We start from the raw sequence: 18,326 nt of genomic DNA, 5'->3' as shown, positions 1-18,326 counted from the left end.
CAGTTGTAATAGCTGGCTTCCGAAATAGCGGCCTCACGGCACACATCCTTGACGGTACGTCCGGCTTCGACGGACTTCAGAACGGCGATGATCTGGTGTTCAGTGAATCGGATCTTACGCATAGCGATCTCCTCAGGGGACATTATCAGTATGTCGGAAGATCTCTAAAAGTGAATGGTTCGTTTTGCCGGGATACTTACAAGCCTGAATAAGCTCCCCGCTAAGTTCTGAGACAAATGCATACCAAACCTCGTGAATGAGTAGTTATGCCGGCACAGATGTAAACATCCCGGTAAAACGGCCCCTTCACTTCACGAATCTGTTATTAATAACCTAAGGCAATAACTCAAAAGTAATTGAGATCAGCGTATCGGGGTTAATCTCTGCCGGTGTATTGCTGTACAGCGAACCGGCCTGACCATACAGTGTGACCATCCCCCCTTTAAAACCTGACGACAACACTTTTTCCATAAGAGGGTCAATTTGTTTATCGTACACCATCTTTGAATTCATGGTATTCAATATAGGCGTACCATCAAATTTCTTCTCCAGTATATTCATAGATAAAGATTCATTCAGCTTGTATTTTTCCTTCCCTTTTTTATCAACAACAAAATAGACACCATTAGGCAAAACTTCATATTTTTTGTTTTTGATTTTTGCCATAATTCTTTTTTCGATATTAACATACTTTGACGACAACTGAGCGTTAAGAGTATTGACGATACTCTCTATTTCCCCCTCTTTAATTTTAAGCTTTTTATTGTAGGCATCATTAAACCCTGAAACCAATGCCGAAGGTGTCAACTTGACATCATTATCAGCCATTTTATTGACATCTGATAGCGCCTGGGTAAGGTAGAACACGCCTAGTGCATAGGCATTTTTATTACTCTTATCTACAAGATTTAAATCATCTTTTTTTATGTTCAGGCTATCGAGCGTTGACTGGAGTTTTTTATTTCTATCATTTAATACGAGCACTGAGGCATCATATTTTTTCTGTGCCATTTCTGCAGCAGTAATCTGCGCCGACAGCATCCGGGTGGTATCATCCAGCGTTTTCTGCGCAGCCGCAGCGGCGACGGTCAGCTCCGCGTTCTTTTTCGTCAGTGCGTCAAGAGTCGTTTTATGCTGGCTTTCACCCTGAGCGTTCTGCGTTTTCAGTTCAGCGATTTGCGCCGACAGCGTGCGGGTAGTCTCATCCAGCTTTTTCTGCGCGGCCGCAGCGGCGGTCGTCAGCTCCGCATTCTTTTTCGTCAGCGAGGTGACGGCGGCCTTCTCTCCGCCGTCTTGTGGCCTGCCCTGCGTTTTCAGCGCCGACAGCACACGTGTCGTTTCATCCAGTTTTTTCTCAGCGGCTTTAGCCGCGACACTCAACTCAAGGTTCTTTCTCGTCAGGGTCTCGATCGTGGCTTTCTGGACGTCTTCACTCTGCCCCTTCTGCGTTTTGAGCGCGGCAATTTGCACTGACAGCGTGCGGGTGGTGTCATCCAGTTTTTTCTGCGCGGCCTCCACTGCCGCCGTCAGCTCCGCATTCTTTTTCGTCAGCGCGCTAACATCGGCAGGATCGCCGCTCTCTTTCTGTCCGCTCTGCGCCTTCAGCGCGGCAATCTGCGCCAACAGCGTGCGGGTGGTATCATCCAGCTTTTTCTCTGCCGCTTTGACCGCAGCGCTCAGTTCAGCATTCTGTTTGCGAAGAGTATTAATGGTACTTTCAGTTTTATTATTCTGGCTTACTTTCTTCCTGACGGCGTCTTGCTTCTGAGGTGCTTTTTTACTGTTGCTATCTTTTTCTTGATTAACCGACGTCGACTCTCCGGATCCTGCCTCTGAGGATACCGGATTATTTATTTCGAGTTTCGATATACTATCAAGGAAATCTCCCCCCTCAGAACGAGCAGGGAGCGTAACAAAAAGGGTAGAGAGAGCAAATACAATCGCAAGGCCTCTAAGATCGTATATATTCAGTTTCCCCTTACGGCACATCATCTGGCTAACCCATCACTGAGATCGGCTTTTCTTGCCCGAGTTTCAAATTCTTTAATTAATTTCTGAGAAATACTATTACACTTATCATTGATCTTATATTCAAAAAGTGGAGTAATCGTTGACTTTACGCTTGCCGACGTTTGGCCCGAAACGGAAGCATAGAACTTAGCGTCGTTGATTAAACCATACAGCTCGCTTGAGTCCTTCTGAAACTTCTTATCAAGCTTAACCAAAGCATCAGCATCCTGGATACACTGCTGTAAAGCAGGGACCTGAGCGGGCTGTTCGTTTTGACTCACTTCCTTTTTGATTAATGCACTATCTGTTCTTTTTATATTAGTACACCCCTGTAAAAAACCAACAGAAACGCAAACTAATGCCAATAAGCTATTTCTTATCATTTTCCCATCCATTAGAAAAAATAGTTCAAAAATTATATCTATCGATTCCAGCAGAAAAAATTTTAACAAACAACGTTATCAGTTGGATTTAACATTAATTCGGAAAAAACACACAAAAAGGTCATTTTTTAACCAGATTATTAATGGGAATTATCCTGGCAAAAGGCGACATTTTTATCTAATGTTTTTCTTAAGTACCTATTTGATAGGGTTAATCTTCATTCTTACACCTGGTACAAATCGGCCTTTATTGTAAATAAAATCAGGCATAAGCTCTTTCCTAAGCAAAACCAAAATCTCACTCACTCCACTTCGGTCTGGCCACCGTATTCTTCTTCAGGAGATTACGGAACTCTTTCAGCCAGAGTTCGTTGCTGCGCCCACGTTTGCATATCGCCGAGAAAGGGGATTGAAAGCCAAATTCATTGGGCAACAGTACTCGCAGACGGTTCTCTTTAATCCATGGCCAGGCGTAGTGCTCAGGAAGATAGCCGATATATTTTCCGGACAAAATCAGCAGCAGCTGCGCATCAACGGTCTCAACCGTGGCGCTCCCCTTGCTAAACCCGCGCCGCCGCAGGTCGCTGGTGTTCCAGTAGCTACGCGTCACCAGTGGACACTGGCTAATCTGGTCTTTGTCCAATTGCCGGCTGAAGAACATCGGATGCAGATCGCTGCAGTAGAGCCAGTGCTGCTCCCGGTAAAGCGGTTCGCTGATGATGTTATGTACCCGCGAGTTGTAGCTGCCGATAGCGAGATCGATATGGTTATTCAGTACCCCGTTAAGCTGTTCTGCGGGGGTACGGATAATCAGCTTGATATGCACATTAGGGAACTTATCACTAAAGCTGCGCAGCACCACCGGTAGCGACAGCGCGGTTTCAGTTTCGATGGAGTCGAGCGTTGAGATGCAAATCGTCCCACTATGTTCACCCTTCAGCAGGGCCGACTGGCGCTCAAGCTCGTTCAGTTCGCTCAATACGCGGATCGCTTGCTGTAAAAAATGCTGCCCTTTCTCAGTCAGAGCAAAGCCGCCACGCCCACGCTGGCACAAGCTAAAGCCAAGCTGGCCTTCAAGCTGCGACATCGAATTGCTGATTGCAGAGACGGAAATCCCCAACTCCTGCTGGGCGTGGTTATAGCTCTCAAGACGGGCCACCGCCTCAAAAACCTGTAGCTGACGAATATTAAGCGTGGTGTCGTTAGGCATTGTATTTAGTTCACGAATAAATGAACTAAGTATTTGCGGTAGACGATTTAAAGTCCAGCACATCTTTCGCACTATCCCTCCTGTTGAGTTTTGTTTGTCAGATTCAGGAGCTGAAATGGATAACGTCTTTCATCAACCGCAGGGTGGCAACGAGATGCCGCGTTTCGGCGGCCGCGCAACAATGATGCGTCTGCCATTTATCGAAGATTTACAGGGACTTGATGCAGCATTTGTCGGCATCCCATTGGATATAGGCACTTCCCAACGCTCCGGGACGCGCTACGGGCCGCGCTATATTCGTACCGAGTCGGTCATGATTCGTCCGTACAACATGGCTACCGGCGCGGCACCTTTTGAGTCGCTATCGGTGGCAGATATCGGCGATGTACCGATTAACACCTATAGCCTGCTTAAATCAGTGCAGATCATCGAAGATTACTACACCGGTTTAAATAGTTTCCCGCTGATTCCCCTGACCCTGGGGGGAGACCACACCATTACGCTGCCAATTCTGCGCGCCCTGACCAAAAAGCATGGTCCGGTGGGGCTGATTCATGTCGATGCCCATACCGATACCAACGATGAAATGTTCGGCGAGAAAATCGCCCATGGCACCACCTTTCGTCGCGCCGTCGAAGAGGGACTGCTGGACCTCAAGCGCGTAGTACAGATTGGCCAGCGCGCTCAGGGCTACGCCGCCGGTGACTTCCAGTGGGGCGTCGATCAGGGCTTTCGTCTGGTTCAGGCGGAGCAATGCTGGCACAAGTCTCTGGCTCCGTTGATGGCCGAAGTTCGTCAGCAAATGGGCGATGGCCCGGTTTATCTCAGCTTTGATATCGATAGCCTCGACCCGATCTGGGCCCCTGGAACCGGGACCCCGGAAGTGGGCGGCCTGACGTCAATTCAGGCGCTGGAGATTGTCCGCGGTTGCCGTGGCCTGAACCTGATTGGCTGTGACCTGGTCGAGGTCTCCCCACCTTATGACGTCAGCGGTAACACCTCGCAGCTGGCTGCCAACCTGCTGTACGAGATGCTCTGCGTTCTCCCCGGCGTGAAATACGAATAGAGGATAAACCATGCAGCTCAACGTCTTTCGCACGCTATGGGGCGTCACCTCCCCGTGGCAGCAAACGGTTAGCGAACTCAAAAGCGTCGGCTGCTGCGGCATTGAAGCGCGGGTGCCGCTCACAGTAGAAGATCAGCAGACGCTGGCCCGGCGCCTCGAAGAGTCAGCGCTGCAGTATATCGCCATCGTATTTAGCGGCGGCGGCGTCATTCCGGCCCAGGCCGAAACGCCAGCCCAGCATCTGGAACGGTTAAAAGAACGCTTTACAGCTGCAAAAGCGCTCAATCCGCGCTTCGTCAACCTGCTGGCCGGTAACGATCGCTGGCCGCTGGCGCAGCAGGTCGATTTTCTCGGTAAAGCTCATGAGCTGGCTGCCGATTATGAGCTGACCTGCAGTTTCGAAACCCATCGGGCCACGTCGCTGTATAGCCCGTGGCTAACGCTGGAGATCATTCAGCAGCTGCCGCAGCTGCGCTTTACCGCCGATATCAGCCACTGGATTGTGGTGAGCGAACGCCTGCTGGATGACCCCTGCGATGACTTCAGCACGTTTATCGACCGGGTACACCATATTCAGGCTCGCGCCGGATATGACCAGGGCCCGCAGGTACCGCATCCGGCAGCGCCGGAATATCAGGCGGCCCTGCAGTTCCAACAGCGTTTCTGGCAGCAAATCTGGCAGTCGCAGCGCCAGCGCGGCTACCAGCACACCACGCTCACACCGGAATTTGGCCCTGATGGCTACCTGCACCATCTGCCGTTTACCAACGTTCCGGTAGCTGACTTGTGGTCGCTGAACGCGTGGATGGCGCAGCATGAACAGCAGCATTTTGTTGAATTCACTTCCTCACTCAATAAGGAACGGTAGAAATGACCGCCGCAAAAAGTTCTTTCACTGAATTACCGACTATCGATATCAGCGACCTGACCTGCGACGATCTCGCTAAGCGCCAGGCGGTGGCCGACATCATCGGCCAGGCCGCCCGCGAGGTCGGTTTTTTCTACATTACCGGCCACGGCATTGCGCCCGAACTGATCGCCGGGATCCGTGACGCGGCAAAACAGATTTTCGCCCTGCCGATGGAACGCAAAATGGCGTACTACATCGGTCAGTCGAAAAGTCATAAAGGCTACGTCCCCGAGGGGGAAGAGATCTACGGATCCGGCAAGCCCGATCATAAAGAAGCATTCGATATCGGCTTTCAGGCCGCTGACGATCACCCTTTCGTTATCGCCAAAACGCCGTTGATTGGCGCCAACGAATGGCCGGATATCCCGGAGTTTAAATCCCGAGTACTGGCCTACTATGAAGCGGTTTTCGCCCTCGGACATCGCCTGTTTGACGCCTTTGCCCTCGCCCTTGGCCTGCCGGAAGGCTATTTCCAGTCGATGGTCACCTGCCCGCCCTCGAAGCTGCGCCTGATCCACTACCCCTTTGACGCCAGCGCCGAAGATGTTCCCGGTATTGGTGCACATACCGACTACGAGTGCTTCACCCTGCTGCTCGCCGACCAGCCGGGCCTTGAAGTGCTGAATGAAGATAGCGACTGGATCGACGCTCCACCGCTGAAGAACGCGACCGGGGAAGAGGCTTTCGTGATTAATATCGGCGACATGCTGGAAGTCCTGAGCGCTGGCACATTTGTTGCAACAGCACACCGCGTACGCAAGGTACCGCAGGAACGCTACTCGTTCCCGCTGTTTTTCGCCTGCGATTATCACACGCTGATCCGCCCGCTGCCGGGTTTCCTTGAGGCAGGTGAAGCCAGCGAGTACCAGGAACTGAGCATTGGTGAGCATATGTGGAGCCAGGCGTTGCAGACCTATCGCTACCTGCGCGAAAAAGTCACCCGAGGCGAGCTCCAGCTCCCTGAACGCGCCCGCGGTACCAACACCTTTGGTCATCTGAAAAAACAAGCACAGCAAAAAACCGTTAACAACCCGTGAGGATAAATGATGAAAAAAACGCTAAAAAAACTCTCGCGCCGTGTGGCTTTATCCATCGCCGTCACCGCTTGTTTTTCACCGCTAACTCAGGCCGCAGAGCTGCTGACCGATGGCGTATTTAAAGTCGGGATGGAGGTGACCTATCCACCTTTTGAGTCTTACGACAGTAATAACAATATCGTGGGGATCGACCCGGAATTTGCGGCGCTGATCGCCGAACAGCTGAAAGCCAAACCGCAGCTTATCGACACGAAGTTCACCAGCCTGATTTTAGGCATTGGTAAAAAATACGATGCGGTGATTTCCGGCATGTACGTGACCCCTGAGCGGCAGAAACAGGCGGATGCCATCCCTTACGCATTATCCGGCGCGTCAATTATTGCGCTGAAAAACAGCCCTATTCAGCCAAAAACAGAAGATGAATTATGCGGCGTGAAGGTTGGTCTGCAGGCGGGTACCGCCTGGGTTTCCAGTCTGAAAACCCACTCCGACGAGTATTGTCTGAAAAACGGCAAACCGGCGATTAGCATTCAGGAATTCCCGACGGCGCCAGAAGCCTCACAGGCACTGATGTCGAAAAACATCAATGCCCAGTTAGAAATCGCCCCGGCGGCGCAAATTATCGTTGAGAAAAGCCGCGGTCGCCTGGCAATCAGCTCCAGCCGTCTGGTTTATCCGTTACCGCTGGGGATTTACGTCGCCAAAGGCAACACCGAACTGGCCGAGGCCATTAAATCAACGTTAGCCACCCTTAAAGCCAACGGCAAATATGACGCCATCATCAAGAAATACAACTTAGAAAGCATCAATTAATACAATAAAGAAACGGGAGTCGGTATGGAGTTCGATTGGGGATACTTTTTCTCATTATTTAGCGTTGGGGCATTCTGGCAAGCATGTGTCACCGTTGTTGTCGTCAGTTCATTGTCCTGGTTTATTGGCCTGATATTAGGTTTTCTTTTAGCCTGCGCCAAGCTCTCCGGCCCGCGCTGGCTAAAGGTTCCCGTCGAACTCTATATTTGGTTTTTCCGCAGCGTACCGCTGATGGTATTACTGGTCTTTGTTTATAACTTACCGCAGCTATTTCCGGCTACCCAACCGCTGCTCGGCATTCCGTTTATTGCCGGACTGGTGTCGATGACGGTAACCGAAGCGGCTTATATGGCGGAGATCCATCGCGGCGGCCTGCTTTCCGTCGCCAAAGGGCAAAGCGAAGCCGGGCACGCATTAAGCTTTAGCTTTATTGGTATTCAGCGCTTAATTATTATCCCGCAAGCATTTCGCATTTCGCTGCCTACGCTAATAAACGAATATATCACCATCATTAAACTTAGCTCGATTCTGTCGGTTATTTCACTGCCGGAACTGCTGTTGACTGGCCAGCGCCTGTACGCGCAGAACTTCCTCGTCATGGAGACGCTGCTGGCGGTCGCCGTCTATTACGTCATGGTGGTCACGGTCTTTACCTGGCTGTTCCGGGCGCTGGAAAACCTGCTGGATATTCAGCGCAAGCGCCCGCAAACGCTCAATGAAAACGAATGCGAAACCCTGCGCCAGAATCTGACACACCCGGTGCAGGCGCAAAAATCGCAGCCCACCAGCGGCAACCCGCCGGCACTGGATTTACGCGCCATCGAAAAATCCTGGGGCCAGCACCACGTGCTAAAAGGCATCGATCTGAAGGTCGAAAACGGCGAGGTGATCAGCATCATCGGCCCATCCGGATCCGGTAAAACCACTCTCATTCGCACCATTAATGCCCTTGAAAGCATCGATGCCGGAGAAATCATTCTTTACGGCGAGGATTATCTGAAAGGCGCATCCATTGTTGATAAACAGCAAATGCGCGCGGGCGTGCGCCGCATCGGCATGGTGTTCCAGGGCTTCAACCTGTTTCCCCATCGTACGGTGCTCGATAACGTGATGCTTGCCCCGCTCTATCACAAGCTGCTCGACCGCCCCGTCGCCCGGGAACAGGCGCTGTGGCTGCTGGACCGCGTCGGTCTGCTGGCTCACGCCGAAAAATACCCGTACCAGCTCTCCGGCGGCCAGCAGCAGCGCGTGGCCATCGCCCGCGCCCTGGCGCTTAAACCGGATATCATGCTGTTTGATGAACCCACATCAGCGCTGGATCCTGAACTGGTTGGCGAAGTGCTGAAAGTCATTCAGTCCCTGGCCCGTGAAGGGATGACGATGATTATCGTGACCCACGAGATGGACTTTGCCTTATCGATTTCTGACCGGGTAGTGATGATGGAAAACGGCGTGGTGCAGAGCGATATGCCGCCGCAGCGCATTCGCAACGATGTCGCCGATCCGTCCCTGACCCGCATTCGTGAATTTATGGGAGTGCAATAAATGGCAACTGAACTGGAGCTACGCCAGCAGCTGGCCGCCGCCTATCGTCTGGCGGCGCTATTCGGCTGGGAAGACACGCTGTATACCCACTTCTCCGTCCGCCTGCCCGGCGACGGCGAGCCGCGTTTTTTGATTAACCCCTTCGGGATGATGTTCGATGAAGTGACCGCCAGCAACTTAATCGTGGTCGATATGCAGGGCAAAGTTGTCGAGGGCAGCGCCCCGGCAAACTCGGCAGGCTTTACCATTCACAGTGCGGTTCATATGGCGCGCGAAGATGCCCACTGCGTGATCCACACCCACACCCTGCCGGGAATGGCGGTCGCCGCCTGTGAAGATGGGCTGCTGCAACTTAACCAGATCAGCACCGAGTTTTATCGGCGCGTCGGCTACCACCCTTATGAAGGCGTAGCGTTCGATCTCGATGAACGTGTACGGATCCAGCAGTCGCTCGGCAATAACATCGCCATGATCCTGCAAAGTCACGGCCTGTTGTCGGTCGGTCGGACCGTCGCCGATGCGTTTTACATCATGTATTACCTCAACCGCGCCTGCGAGATCCAGATGGCCACCGCGCAGCTGGCGCCACTCAGCCCCATTCATACGATCCCTGAGCATTTAAGCCAGCACGCCTGTGAGCAGCTGATGGGGGTTGAACATGAACGCCAGCTGGTGTGGCAGGCGTGGCTACGCCGCCTCGATCGTCTTGATACTTCTTATAAAAGCTAATGCCTATGACTCAGTTAACCATCGTCGTGGATTGTAATGATCCTCAGTACACCCAGGAAATTTGCGCCGCGTTCGCGCTGTTTCCGGAAGTAAAAGTGGTTCTGCCAGAGGACCCCGCCGCCCGCGAGGCGCAATATGCCAGCTGCTGGTTTCCTGACCCGCAGCTGCTGATCCGCTCGCCTGAGCTGAAACTGATCCAGGCCGCGTCTGCTGGCGTCGACCATTTACCCGCCAGCGTTTTTGCCAGCGACGTTCCGCTCTGCCGGGTGGTTGACGAAGATTTTCGCCACGGCATGTTTGAATACGCCTTGTGGGGCGTACTTTGGTTTCAGCGCGGTTTTGACCGGGCGCTGGCCCATCAGCGCGAACGCATCTGGAAGATGTATCCGCAGCGAGCGGCGGCCGATTATCACGTTGGCGTCATGGGTCTCGGGGAAATTGGCGGCTATATCGCCGCGCAGCTTGCCGGATTGGGATATAAGGTTTCCGGTTGGGCGCGGAGCGAAAAATCCCTTGCTGGCGTGCGTTGTTATCACGGAGATGCTCAGGCTGGCGAATTTCTCGGCCAACTGGATGCGCTGATCAACATCCTGCCGTTAACGGAGCAGACGCGGGGCATCCTCGCCCGCCCTTTACTGGAGCAGTTACCTGACGGTGCAGCGCTGATTAACTGCGGACGCGGCGAGCATATGGTGAATCAGGACGTGCTTGAAGCACTGGAGAACGGCAAGTTGTCCGGTGCGGTGCTGGACGTGTTCCCTGTAGAACCCCTGCCGCAGGACGACCCGCTGTGGCAGCATCCGCAGGTGGTTATCACGCCGCATATGGCCTCTATCGCGCAAACGGACGTGATTGCTCGCCAGCTACTGGACAACATCCAACGGCTGCACCAGGCGCTGCCGCTGAAAAATCTTGTTAACAAACAGAACGGTTATTAAGCCCGAAAACGTCAATAGACTTATGTCCGCTGCGCGTTAGTGGCAGCGCGGTGAAGGGTATCGTGAAAAGTCGCGCCCGCCGCAGGTTAGCGGTCGGGCGTTTTAGCTGGCTCTTTTACGCTGGTCATTTCGTACTTGCCTTCCGGATCCATGGCGTTCACCGCTTTTTGCAGCTCCGCCAGAGCAAACTTAAGCGAAGCGACCTCTTCACGTAGCGCCTGCACTTCTTGCTCCTGAGTCACCGCACGGTTGGTTTTCGGAAAAGCTTCGAAGACATCCTCTTCGAGGAACATACGAACCTGACGATTATCCACATTCACCAACTGATATTTCAGCCGGCCACTGTTGATTGCGTTATAGATAGTTTTACGACTGACCATCGCTAACTCTATGACGTCGCTGATTCGTAACATCTTGTCCCTCGTCGGTTGCGGCTTCACCGTATTGAGCTCATCATTTTATCTTACTGCGTGACGACGGCATCGGTGAACACTTTTGCAATCTCCTCCGGCGTCATTTTCACGATATCGTTAACTCGATCGCGATCGGCCAATAATGCGAACAAGGATTGAATAATTGCCACTTTTTCGCAAGTTTTATCAATCGCCATCATCACGACTATCTGCGGCACAACGCTTTCTTCAGGCTCGTCGGTACGCTGAAATTCAACCCCCGCCAGGTTAATGCCGATAGCAAAACCGGTCTGGTTAACATGCTCAAACTCGGTATGCGGAATGGCGACGCTATGGGTCTCCATAAATATCCCGGTTGGATAAACTTTTTCCCGTTCAAGAACTCCATCGGCAAAACCTGGCTTAACCAGCCCGTCGGCCTGCAGGCTATCGGCCAGTCGGGTTAACAAAATCGTCCGACTCACGTTCCCGGTAAACTTCACCATCCGCTGTGCGCTAAACATCATTTTCCGGCCTCCACGCTCACTTCTGCTGCGGCTTGCTCATTCTCCTGCGCCAGCTTACGGCGGTTCCACAGCACCAGCACGATGGTGCACAGCGTCAGGATACCTACGCCAATCTCTTTCAGATGGAAACTCTGGATAATCGCCCACGGCAGCATCGCCCCGGCGTAATCCACGCTGCTAATACTGGTGGTCCCCTGCGGCAGCGAGAAGCCGGTACTGACTGCGGTACTGGTGACAATTGGCGCCAGGCTGGTACCAATTAACAGCGCCAGACTTAAGGTTAACAGTCCGGTCAGCAGCGTACGGAACATATCACCGCGACAAACCGCCGTCACCAGCACGAAGGCGAACGGTAGGCCGGTCAAGGAAGCGAACGGCAGGAATTGGTTGCCGGGAATAATCGCCGCCAGTACCAGCATCACCGGGATCATCAGCATCGACACGGACAACGTCACCGGGTGCCCAACGCTCACGGCTGAATCCAGGCCGATAGCGATTTTGCCGAATGAGCCGGCACGCGACTGAGCTATCTCCTGAATACGTTCGCTAATCGGATAAACCCCTTCCATCAGCATTTTCGCCATCCGCGGAATAATGGTCATCACCGCCGCCATGGTAATTGCGGTTTGCAGAATAGCTTTCACTTCGATACCCGCGATTATACCCAACAGCGCGCCGATAATTGCCCCCAGAGAGGCCGGATCGCCGAGAATAGATAACCGTTTCTGGATAACTTCGGTATCAATTTTGATATCGCGAATAACCGGGATGCGGTCAACAATGGCATTCACCAACCACGCGGCCGGTACAAACGACGCGGAAAAACCGTGCGGTACCGAAATAGACGGTAGGTTCAGGTATTTCTCGACATCACCACTGGTACGGTCAGCGATCACCATCGTAATAATACAGTTGATCCCGGCAGCAAATATCCCCAGCCACAGGCTGTCGGTAATAATCGTCACCAGGGAACCGGTAAAGGCATGATGCCACAGGTTCCAGATATCGACGTTCAGTACCCGCGTGGTTTTGGTGTACAGCATCAGAACGTTAATCGCGACGCACACCGGAATCACCAGCGCGCCGACCCGGGTCCCCATCGCTACCGCTGCAGCGGCAGGCCAGCCCACGTCCAGTACGTTGAGATTCAGACCAAAACGCTCCACCAGCGCATGGCTCACCGGGGTCAGGGAATCGATCATCAGATTAACGGTAATGCTTAAGCCGATAAAACCAATACCGACCATTAAACCGGCTTTTAATGCTTTGCTCAGCGACAGGCGTAATATCAAACCGAGGAGCATAAATATTAGCGGCATCATGACCGATGCCCCTAAACCTACAATGTAATCAACAATAAACATGGCTTAACCCTCGGCGAGAATTAATTCTTTGACGCTGCTGAAAACTTTATCAGTACCCATACCGGTTAATAGCGGTAGAGCGTTAACAACGGGAATAGAAAGCGCAACCGGCGAAGTAGAAACAATAAAATCTACATCGTCGCGGGTTTTGGCTTCAGCCACGGTTCCCTGGGAAATACGGACTTTATCGAGAATATTCTCTTTCTTCAGGAAATCCTGCAGTTTATTTAAAGCAACGGTGCTGGTCGCTACACCGGCGCCGCAGCAAATCATCATGTGTTTCATGAGCAATCCTCTCTGTTTTGGTGAGAGGAATTAAAGCATGCAGGAAAAATATGAATTGTGATCAGTGTGTAATTTTACACACTGATCACAATGAATTGTAGGATTAGAAATAAGATATTGATAAATAATGTTTTTAAATCATACCTGACTGTGTAATCACGCTAAAAATGTGATATGCATCCCATTACAGTGTCTCTTCATCTGTATATTTTAGATTTTTTACACACTACTGCACCGTGTCATCGGTGATGCCGTATGCCGCATACTTTTTCAGCAAGGCGCTGTACTCACCATTTTCACGCAGGGTTTTCAGTGCAGAGGCCAACTGTTGCGCCAGCGCCTGGTTGCCCTTCTTGATGTAAATACCCAGCGTTTGCGGATATATCGTCTGCGGAGAACTGACCTTCAGACGGCCTTTGCTGCGCTGGGTGAACAGGCTTACCACACCCGCAATATCTACCTGAGCCTGAATATTGCCGGAGAGCAGTGCCTGTAGCGTCTCCGGCGCGGTCGGGAACTCTTTAATCTCAATCGCCCCTTTACCCTGCGCCTGGCAATAGCTCGCCGAAAGCTCATGCAGCTTTTTCACCCACGATGTACCCTGCTGTAGCCCAATGGTTAAACCACAAAGCTCGTTTTCCGTTTGCGGCGCAACTTTGCTATCGCTGCGCACCATGATATAGGCCCCCGTTTTAGCATAAGGGATCGCATCCGCCTGCTGGGTACGCTCCGCAGTGATATAGAGCGCGGAGATCACCGCATCCTGGCGTCCCCCGCTCAGGCCGAGGATCAAGCTGCTAAATTTTGTATCCACCAGCTGTAGCGTCAGGCCCGCTTTTTGGCTTAATAACGCCGCCAGTTCAGCATCAAAACCGACGATTTTGTCATCCTGCCAGGATTCAAAAGGCGGATAGGCCACTTCCATCGCTATCTTCAGCTTTCCCGGCGTCAGGGTGGCGTCCGCCGCATTGGCCGCCGTAACAAGGCCTGATGCCAGAACCAACGCGGTGGCGAGATAGCGCAATGAGAGATTTCTTTTCATCATAATTCTCCGCTGTTATTGAGAAATACGCCGATGATGGGCATCGGCAAGCTGGCACAGGAGTTCAAACATCATGGTCGCGCCGGTCAGGCTGGTGAGATTGCCCTGGTCAAAGGGCGGCGAGACTTCCACCACGTCGGCACCAATCAGATTCAATCCAGCAAGCTGACGAACGCAGCGCTGAGCCTGCAACGTAGTCATACCGCCAATTTCCGGCGTTCCGGTACCGGGCGCATAGACCGGATCCAGCACATCGATATCGAAGCTGATATAGGTAGGCTGCTCACCAACAATCTCACGCGCCCTCTGCATCACCTTGTCGATACCCAGCTCGTCCACCTGCTCCATACGGATGATGGTGATACCGTTCTCCTCCGCCCAGCGGTGCTCATCGGCGGAAAACAGCGCGCCGCGAATACCAATTTGCACCGTACGCCGTGGATCGAGAACGCCCTCTTCTACCGCACGACGAAACGGGGTGCCGTGAGTAAAGCGCTCGCCGCCGAAATAGCTGTCGTTAGTATCCGAGTGGGCATCGAAATGGATCATTCCCAGCGGTTTATCACGCCCGAGCGCCCGCAAAATCGGCAGCGTAGTGAGATGGTCGCCACCCGCGGTTAGAGGCATCACCTGCTGCTCATCAAGGGCGCGATACCATGCTTCAATGCGCGCCAGGCTATCCTGCATATCTACCGGATTGATACGCACATCCCCCAGATCGCCAACGCGGGCGTAATCATAGGGAGAACGGCGGGTGGTCTGGTGGACTCGACGCACCAGGCTTGAAGCATTGCGTAGCTCGCGTGGCCCGTGGCGAGTCCCCGCGCGGTTGGTGGTTCCACCATCCCACGGCACCCCTACCACGCCGATATCCAGGTCGGCGGCCTGTGGCGCAAAAGGGAGACGGAAAAAGGTCGGTAATCCACTAAAACGTGGAATTTCGCCATCCTGCGGCTGCGGGTAGTTATTTTCTGTTGCGGTAGTCATTGCGTGTCTCCAGGGCTTATCGGGCGATGAAGACATACTGCTGAACGAGAGATAGAGAAAAAATAGTCAAAAGCAAAAAATTAGTTTAGAAAAATATAAACAAACCCCGGGGCTTACAGCGGAGCATCCCCTTTATGTCAGTTGGAAAATTTCCGAATCTGCGGCTGTTACACGTTTTTATTACCGTGGCGAAATATCAGGGCTTTGCCAATGCGCAGCAGGAACTTAACCTGACGGTTTCGGCTATCAGCAACTATATGAGTGAACTGGAAGAGAAGCTCGGCATCACCCTATGTCGTCGCGGTAGAGGCGGTTTTTCTCTGACCGAAAAAGGGGAAACCGTGCTCCAGCAAAGCATCGACCTGCTGAATTCGATGGAGGATTTTGAGCGCAATACGGCGACGCTGCGCGGCGAGCAGACCGGGATTTTTAATCTTGGCGTAATTGACTCGACGATTACCGACCCGATGCTGCCGATGAGCGAAATCATCGCCACGTTTAGCGAGCGCTTCCCGCTGGTGCATATTAATTTACAGGTCAGAAGCCCGAACGCGCTTTTGCAGGGCGTACTGAATAATGAACTGGATCTCGCCGTGGGCACCTTCTCTTTACAAGCCAATAGCGTGGTGTCTCACCCACTTTATCGCGAACAAAACTGGCTCTATTGCGGTGACAAACACGCTCTATTTACCGTTAAGCACCCGACGGAAGCGCTTATTTCCGAGATGCGAATGGTCACCCGCAGCTACTGGAGCAGCAGCGATTTAGGGCGCAAAGGCTTTAAGCAAAGCGTAGCGAGCGCAGAAAGTATGGAAGCACAGCTGATGCTGATTTTGTCCGGCAAATACGTCGGCTATCTGCCGGAACACTACGCTTTGCCTTGGGTACAATCGCAAAAGCTGCGCGCCCTGCTGCCGACGGAATATGGCTATCAGGCCCCCTTCTCGCTGATTTTCCGCCGGGGTCGCAGCAAAGAAACCTTAATTCGCTCAATGCGAGACGCCGTGCGAACTGGTGTTAAATCACGCAAAAGTTAGGCCCTTTGCGCAGACCTTCCACCAACCAATAGCGCCGCCAGTGCGACCACAATCGGCACCAGCGAGCCCCACAGTACGGCATTCCAGCCAAAGAGGTTCATTAACGCACCCGAGGAAAATGAGCCAATCATCATGACGCCGAAAACAATAAAATCATTCAGCGACTGCACCTGGGTTTTCTCTTCCGGACGATGGAAATCCATAATCTGCGCCGACGCGCCGGTAAAGCCGAAGTTCCAGCCTAAGCCCAGCAGGATAAGCGACAGCCAATAGTGCATCACGTCGATACCCGCCAGGCCGACCATCACCGAAAGCACCAGCAGAATTAACCCAGCCGCGTTAATACGCCGGGCTCCGAATCGATTGATTAATTTACCGGTGAAAAAACCGGGGCCATACATGGCGATAACGTGCCACTGGATCCCCAGATTCGACGCCTGCTGCGAGATGCCGTGCATATGCATGGAAAGCGGCGCGGCGGTCATCAGAAAGTTCATCACCATATAGGAGATTGCGCCGCTGAACACCGTGCGGCCAAAGCCCGGCTGGCGCACAATTTCGCCCAGCAGACGGCCACCGGATTTTGCCTGCGCCACCGGCTCGGCGGTTTTTACCCCCAGCAATACCAGCGCCGATACTGCAGCCACCAGCCCCTGCGCGATAAAGGTCATCGCAAAGGTGTGCGGCGGCCACAGATTCATGGTGCCGGTGACCAACATCGGCCCGATGACCCCGGCGGCTACCCCGCCCCCCATCACCAGGGAGAGCGCGCGCGCGCGGCGCTCGCCGCTGACGCCATCTGTCGCAGCAAAGCGGAACGACACCGCCACTGCGGCGTAGGCTCCGCCGAAAAAGGCCGCGATACAGAATAGCCAGAATGAGCTGATAACCACCGCCAGCGCCGCCAGTAGCCCGGTCAAAACACCGGCCCCGGTGCCGGTCATAAAGACGGTTTTGCGCCCGCGCCTTCTGGCCAGCGCACCAAACGGCAAAATACAGGCCGCCATGCCCAGCACAAAAATGGTGATGGGTAGCGTCGCCAGCGTGGGATTCGGCGCAATGCCGTTACCCACAATTGCCCCGGTGGCGTAAAATACCACCGAGTTTGCCCCCGCCAGCGCCTGCGCCGTGGCCAGACGAACAATATTCTGGTTTTGCTGCCTGACGGGCAGCGTTGTCTCAGCACTCATTGATTTTCGTTACCCTGAATTCGTTTTTATTTATGCCAACAGTCTTGATGACATAATGAACGTAATCAGGCATTCCGACCAGCCATCACGCCACCATCAATATCCCATACCGCACCGGTCACCCAACCGGTACTATCGCTGAGCAGGAACGCCACGGTTTGCGCGATATCCTCAGGCGTGCCAACGCGGCCAATCGGATGGAAGCTGTCAAAGCTGTTCATCACCGCCGTCACCTCCTCTTTCGCGATAAAGCCTTCATAAATCGGCGTATGTACCACCGCCGGGGATACCGCGTTTACGCGAATACCGCTGCTACCCAGCTCAATCGCCAGATTTTTGGTTAGCGCATGCAGCCCGGCCTTCGCCATTGAGTAGGCCGATGACGGCGTCGCGCCGATAGCCTGCTGCGCCCACATTGAGCCAATATTCACAATCGCGCCTTTGATACCGGCGGCCAGCATATTACGCACCACCTCGCGAGTGATAAAAAAGGTCGCCCGATTGAGATTCATATACAAATCATAATCCGTCACTTCATGTTCAATAAACGGTTTCGGGAAGAAGACGCCAGCGGCGTTAACCAGCAGGCTGATATCCCGATGCTCGGCATTGATAGCCGTCATGACCTGCTGCATACCCGCTTCGGTCATCAGATCGGCAACGATAATATCCACCTTGCCGTAGGCCGCCAGCGCCTGACGCGCCTGCTCCGCTTTCTCCTGACGATTGCCCACCAGCACCACGCTGCCGCCGTTCTCAATCACCCGTTTGGCCGTCGCCAGCCCCATGCCGCTGGTCCCACCGACCACTAACAGTTTTTTCCCAGTAAATACGGTGTTCATCATTAACCTCTTCACGCTT

20 protein-coding genes are annotated in these 18,326 nt (G+C 53.1%); 8 read left to right on the top strand and 12 right to left on the bottom strand.

Annotated features, from left to right (window positions below; all coding sequences use genetic code 11):
• The 4 genes from FN082_RS28305 to FN082_RS28290 all read right to left on the bottom strand — a co-directional run.
• Positions 1-122: transposase (locus FN082_RS28305; protein WP_142981504.1), on the bottom strand; the 122-nt coding region annotated here is incomplete at its 3' end.
• Between the two features lie 211 nt (positions 123-333).
• The gene (locus tag FN082_RS28300; RefSeq protein ID WP_142982774.1) at positions 334-1,992 is read right to left on the bottom strand and encodes a coiled-coil domain-containing protein; all 1,659 of its coding nucleotides are present in this window, start codon (positions 1,990-1,992) and stop codon (positions 334-336) included.
• Positions 1,989-2,393, bottom strand: coding sequence for a hypothetical protein (locus FN082_RS28295; protein ID WP_139539433.1), 405 nt, complete (start codon positions 2,391-2,393; stop codon positions 1,989-1,991). Before FN082_RS28295 ends, FN082_RS28300 begins: the two co-directional genes overlap by 4 nt.
• Positions 2,394-2,691: 298 nt before the next feature.
• Positions 2,692-3,603: a LysR family transcriptional regulator gene (locus tag FN082_RS28290; protein ID WP_139539634.1), complete on the bottom strand. Its 912-nt coding sequence runs from the start codon at positions 3,601-3,603 to the stop codon at positions 2,692-2,694.
• Positions 3,604-3,718: 115 nt separating this feature from the next.
• On the opposite strand from FN082_RS28290, the gene speB (FN082_RS28285) reads away from it, so the two are divergent.
• Genes speB (FN082_RS28285) through FN082_RS28255 form a run of 7 tightly spaced genes read left to right on the top strand, consistent with a single transcriptional unit; the run spans position 3,719 to position 10,641 of the window.
• A complete protein-coding gene (gene speB, locus FN082_RS28285; protein WP_112216463.1) occupies positions 3,719-4,669 on the top strand; it encodes an agmatinase in 951 nt (316 codons plus the stop codon).
• Positions 4,670-4,679: 10 nt separating this feature from the next.
• Positions 4,680-5,537, top strand: coding sequence for a sugar phosphate isomerase/epimerase family protein (locus FN082_RS28280; RefSeq protein WP_142463450.1), 858 nt, complete (start codon positions 4,680-4,682; stop codon positions 5,535-5,537).
• A gap of 2 nt (positions 5,538-5,539) precedes the next feature.
• Entirely contained in the window at positions 5,540-6,616 is a 1,077-nt protein-coding gene (locus FN082_RS28275; RefSeq protein ID WP_142463449.1) for an isopenicillin N synthase family dioxygenase, read from the top strand.
• A gap of 9 nt (positions 6,617-6,625) precedes the next feature.
• Positions 6,626-7,429: an ABC transporter substrate-binding protein gene (locus FN082_RS28270; RefSeq protein WP_139539437.1), complete on the top strand. Its 804-nt coding sequence runs from the start codon at positions 6,626-6,628 to the stop codon at positions 7,427-7,429.
• A gap of 24 nt (positions 7,430-7,453) precedes the next feature.
• Positions 7,454-8,974 (top strand): amino acid ABC transporter permease/ATP-binding protein, encoded by a 1,521-nt coding sequence (locus tag FN082_RS28265; RefSeq protein ID WP_142982773.1) that lies wholly within the window; start codon positions 7,454-7,456, stop codon positions 8,972-8,974.
• Positions 8,975-9,703 (top strand): class II aldolase/adducin family protein, encoded by a 729-nt coding sequence (locus FN082_RS28260; RefSeq protein WP_139539438.1) that lies wholly within the window; start codon positions 8,975-8,977, stop codon positions 9,701-9,703.
• 5 nt (positions 9,704-9,708) lie between these two features.
• Positions 9,709-10,641, top strand: coding sequence for a 2-hydroxyacid dehydrogenase (locus FN082_RS28255; RefSeq protein WP_142465678.1), 933 nt, complete (start codon positions 9,709-9,711; stop codon positions 10,639-10,641).
• 86 nt (positions 10,642-10,727) lie between these two features.
• Here the strand turns inward: FN082_RS28255 and FN082_RS28250 are convergent, their stop codons facing one another.
• The 6 genes from FN082_RS28250 to speB (FN082_RS28225) all read right to left on the bottom strand — a co-directional run bounded on the left by FN082_RS28250 (position 10,728) and on the right by speB (FN082_RS28225) (position 15,238).
• A complete protein-coding gene (locus tag FN082_RS28250; protein ID WP_110277066.1) occupies positions 10,728-11,054 on the bottom strand; it encodes a MerR family transcriptional regulator in 327 nt (108 codons plus the stop codon).
• A gap of 50 nt (positions 11,055-11,104) precedes the next feature.
• The gene (locus FN082_RS28245) at positions 11,105-11,560 is read right to left on the bottom strand and encodes a PTS sugar transporter subunit IIA (protein ID WP_142982772.1); all 456 of its coding nucleotides are present in this window, start codon (positions 11,558-11,560) and stop codon (positions 11,105-11,107) included.
• Entirely contained in the window at positions 11,557-12,924 is a 1,368-nt protein-coding gene (locus tag FN082_RS28240; RefSeq protein ID WP_110277064.1) for a PTS galactitol transporter subunit IIC, read from the bottom strand. The genes FN082_RS28245 and FN082_RS28240 overlap by 4 nt, the downstream gene beginning before the upstream one ends.
• A 3-nt stretch (positions 12,925-12,927) precedes the next feature.
• Positions 12,928-13,209, bottom strand: coding sequence for a PTS sugar transporter subunit IIB (locus FN082_RS28235; RefSeq protein WP_009652557.1), 282 nt, complete (start codon positions 13,207-13,209; stop codon positions 12,928-12,930).
• Between the two features lie 226 nt (positions 13,210-13,435).
• On the bottom strand, positions 13,436-14,251 hold the full coding sequence (locus tag FN082_RS28230) for an ABC transporter substrate-binding protein (RefSeq protein WP_142982777.1): 816 nt from the start codon (positions 14,249-14,251) through the stop codon (positions 13,436-13,438).
• A gap of 15 nt (positions 14,252-14,266) precedes the next feature.
• On the bottom strand, positions 14,267-15,238 hold the full coding sequence (speB, locus tag FN082_RS28225) for an agmatinase (protein WP_142463444.1): 972 nt from the start codon (positions 15,236-15,238) through the stop codon (positions 14,267-14,269).
• A gap of 134 nt (positions 15,239-15,372) precedes the next feature.
• Between speB (FN082_RS28225) and FN082_RS28220 the strand changes: the two genes are divergently transcribed.
• Positions 15,373-16,275: a LysR family transcriptional regulator gene (locus tag FN082_RS28220; protein WP_142982771.1), complete on the top strand. Its 903-nt coding sequence runs from the start codon at positions 15,373-15,375 to the stop codon at positions 16,273-16,275.
• Here the strand turns inward: FN082_RS28220 and FN082_RS28215 are convergent.
• The gene (locus FN082_RS28215) at positions 16,272-17,465 is read right to left on the bottom strand and encodes an MFS transporter (RefSeq protein WP_142982770.1); all 1,194 of its coding nucleotides are present in this window, start codon (positions 17,463-17,465) and stop codon (positions 16,272-16,274) included. The genes FN082_RS28220 and FN082_RS28215 overlap by 4 nt on opposite strands.
• A gap of 65 nt (positions 17,466-17,530) precedes the next feature.
• On the bottom strand, positions 17,531-18,307 hold the full coding sequence (locus FN082_RS28210; RefSeq protein WP_142982776.1) for an SDR family NAD(P)-dependent oxidoreductase: 777 nt from the start codon (positions 18,305-18,307) through the stop codon (positions 17,531-17,533).
• Between the last annotated feature and the right edge of the window lie 19 nt (positions 18,308-18,326).

Source organism: Klebsiella spallanzanii (assembly GCF_902158555.1).
Lineage (GTDB): Bacteria > Pseudomonadota > Gammaproteobacteria > Enterobacterales > Enterobacteriaceae > Klebsiella > Klebsiella spallanzanii.
Note: the sequence above shows the minus strand (reverse complement) of the source record. Positions and strands in the feature narration are given on the sequence as shown.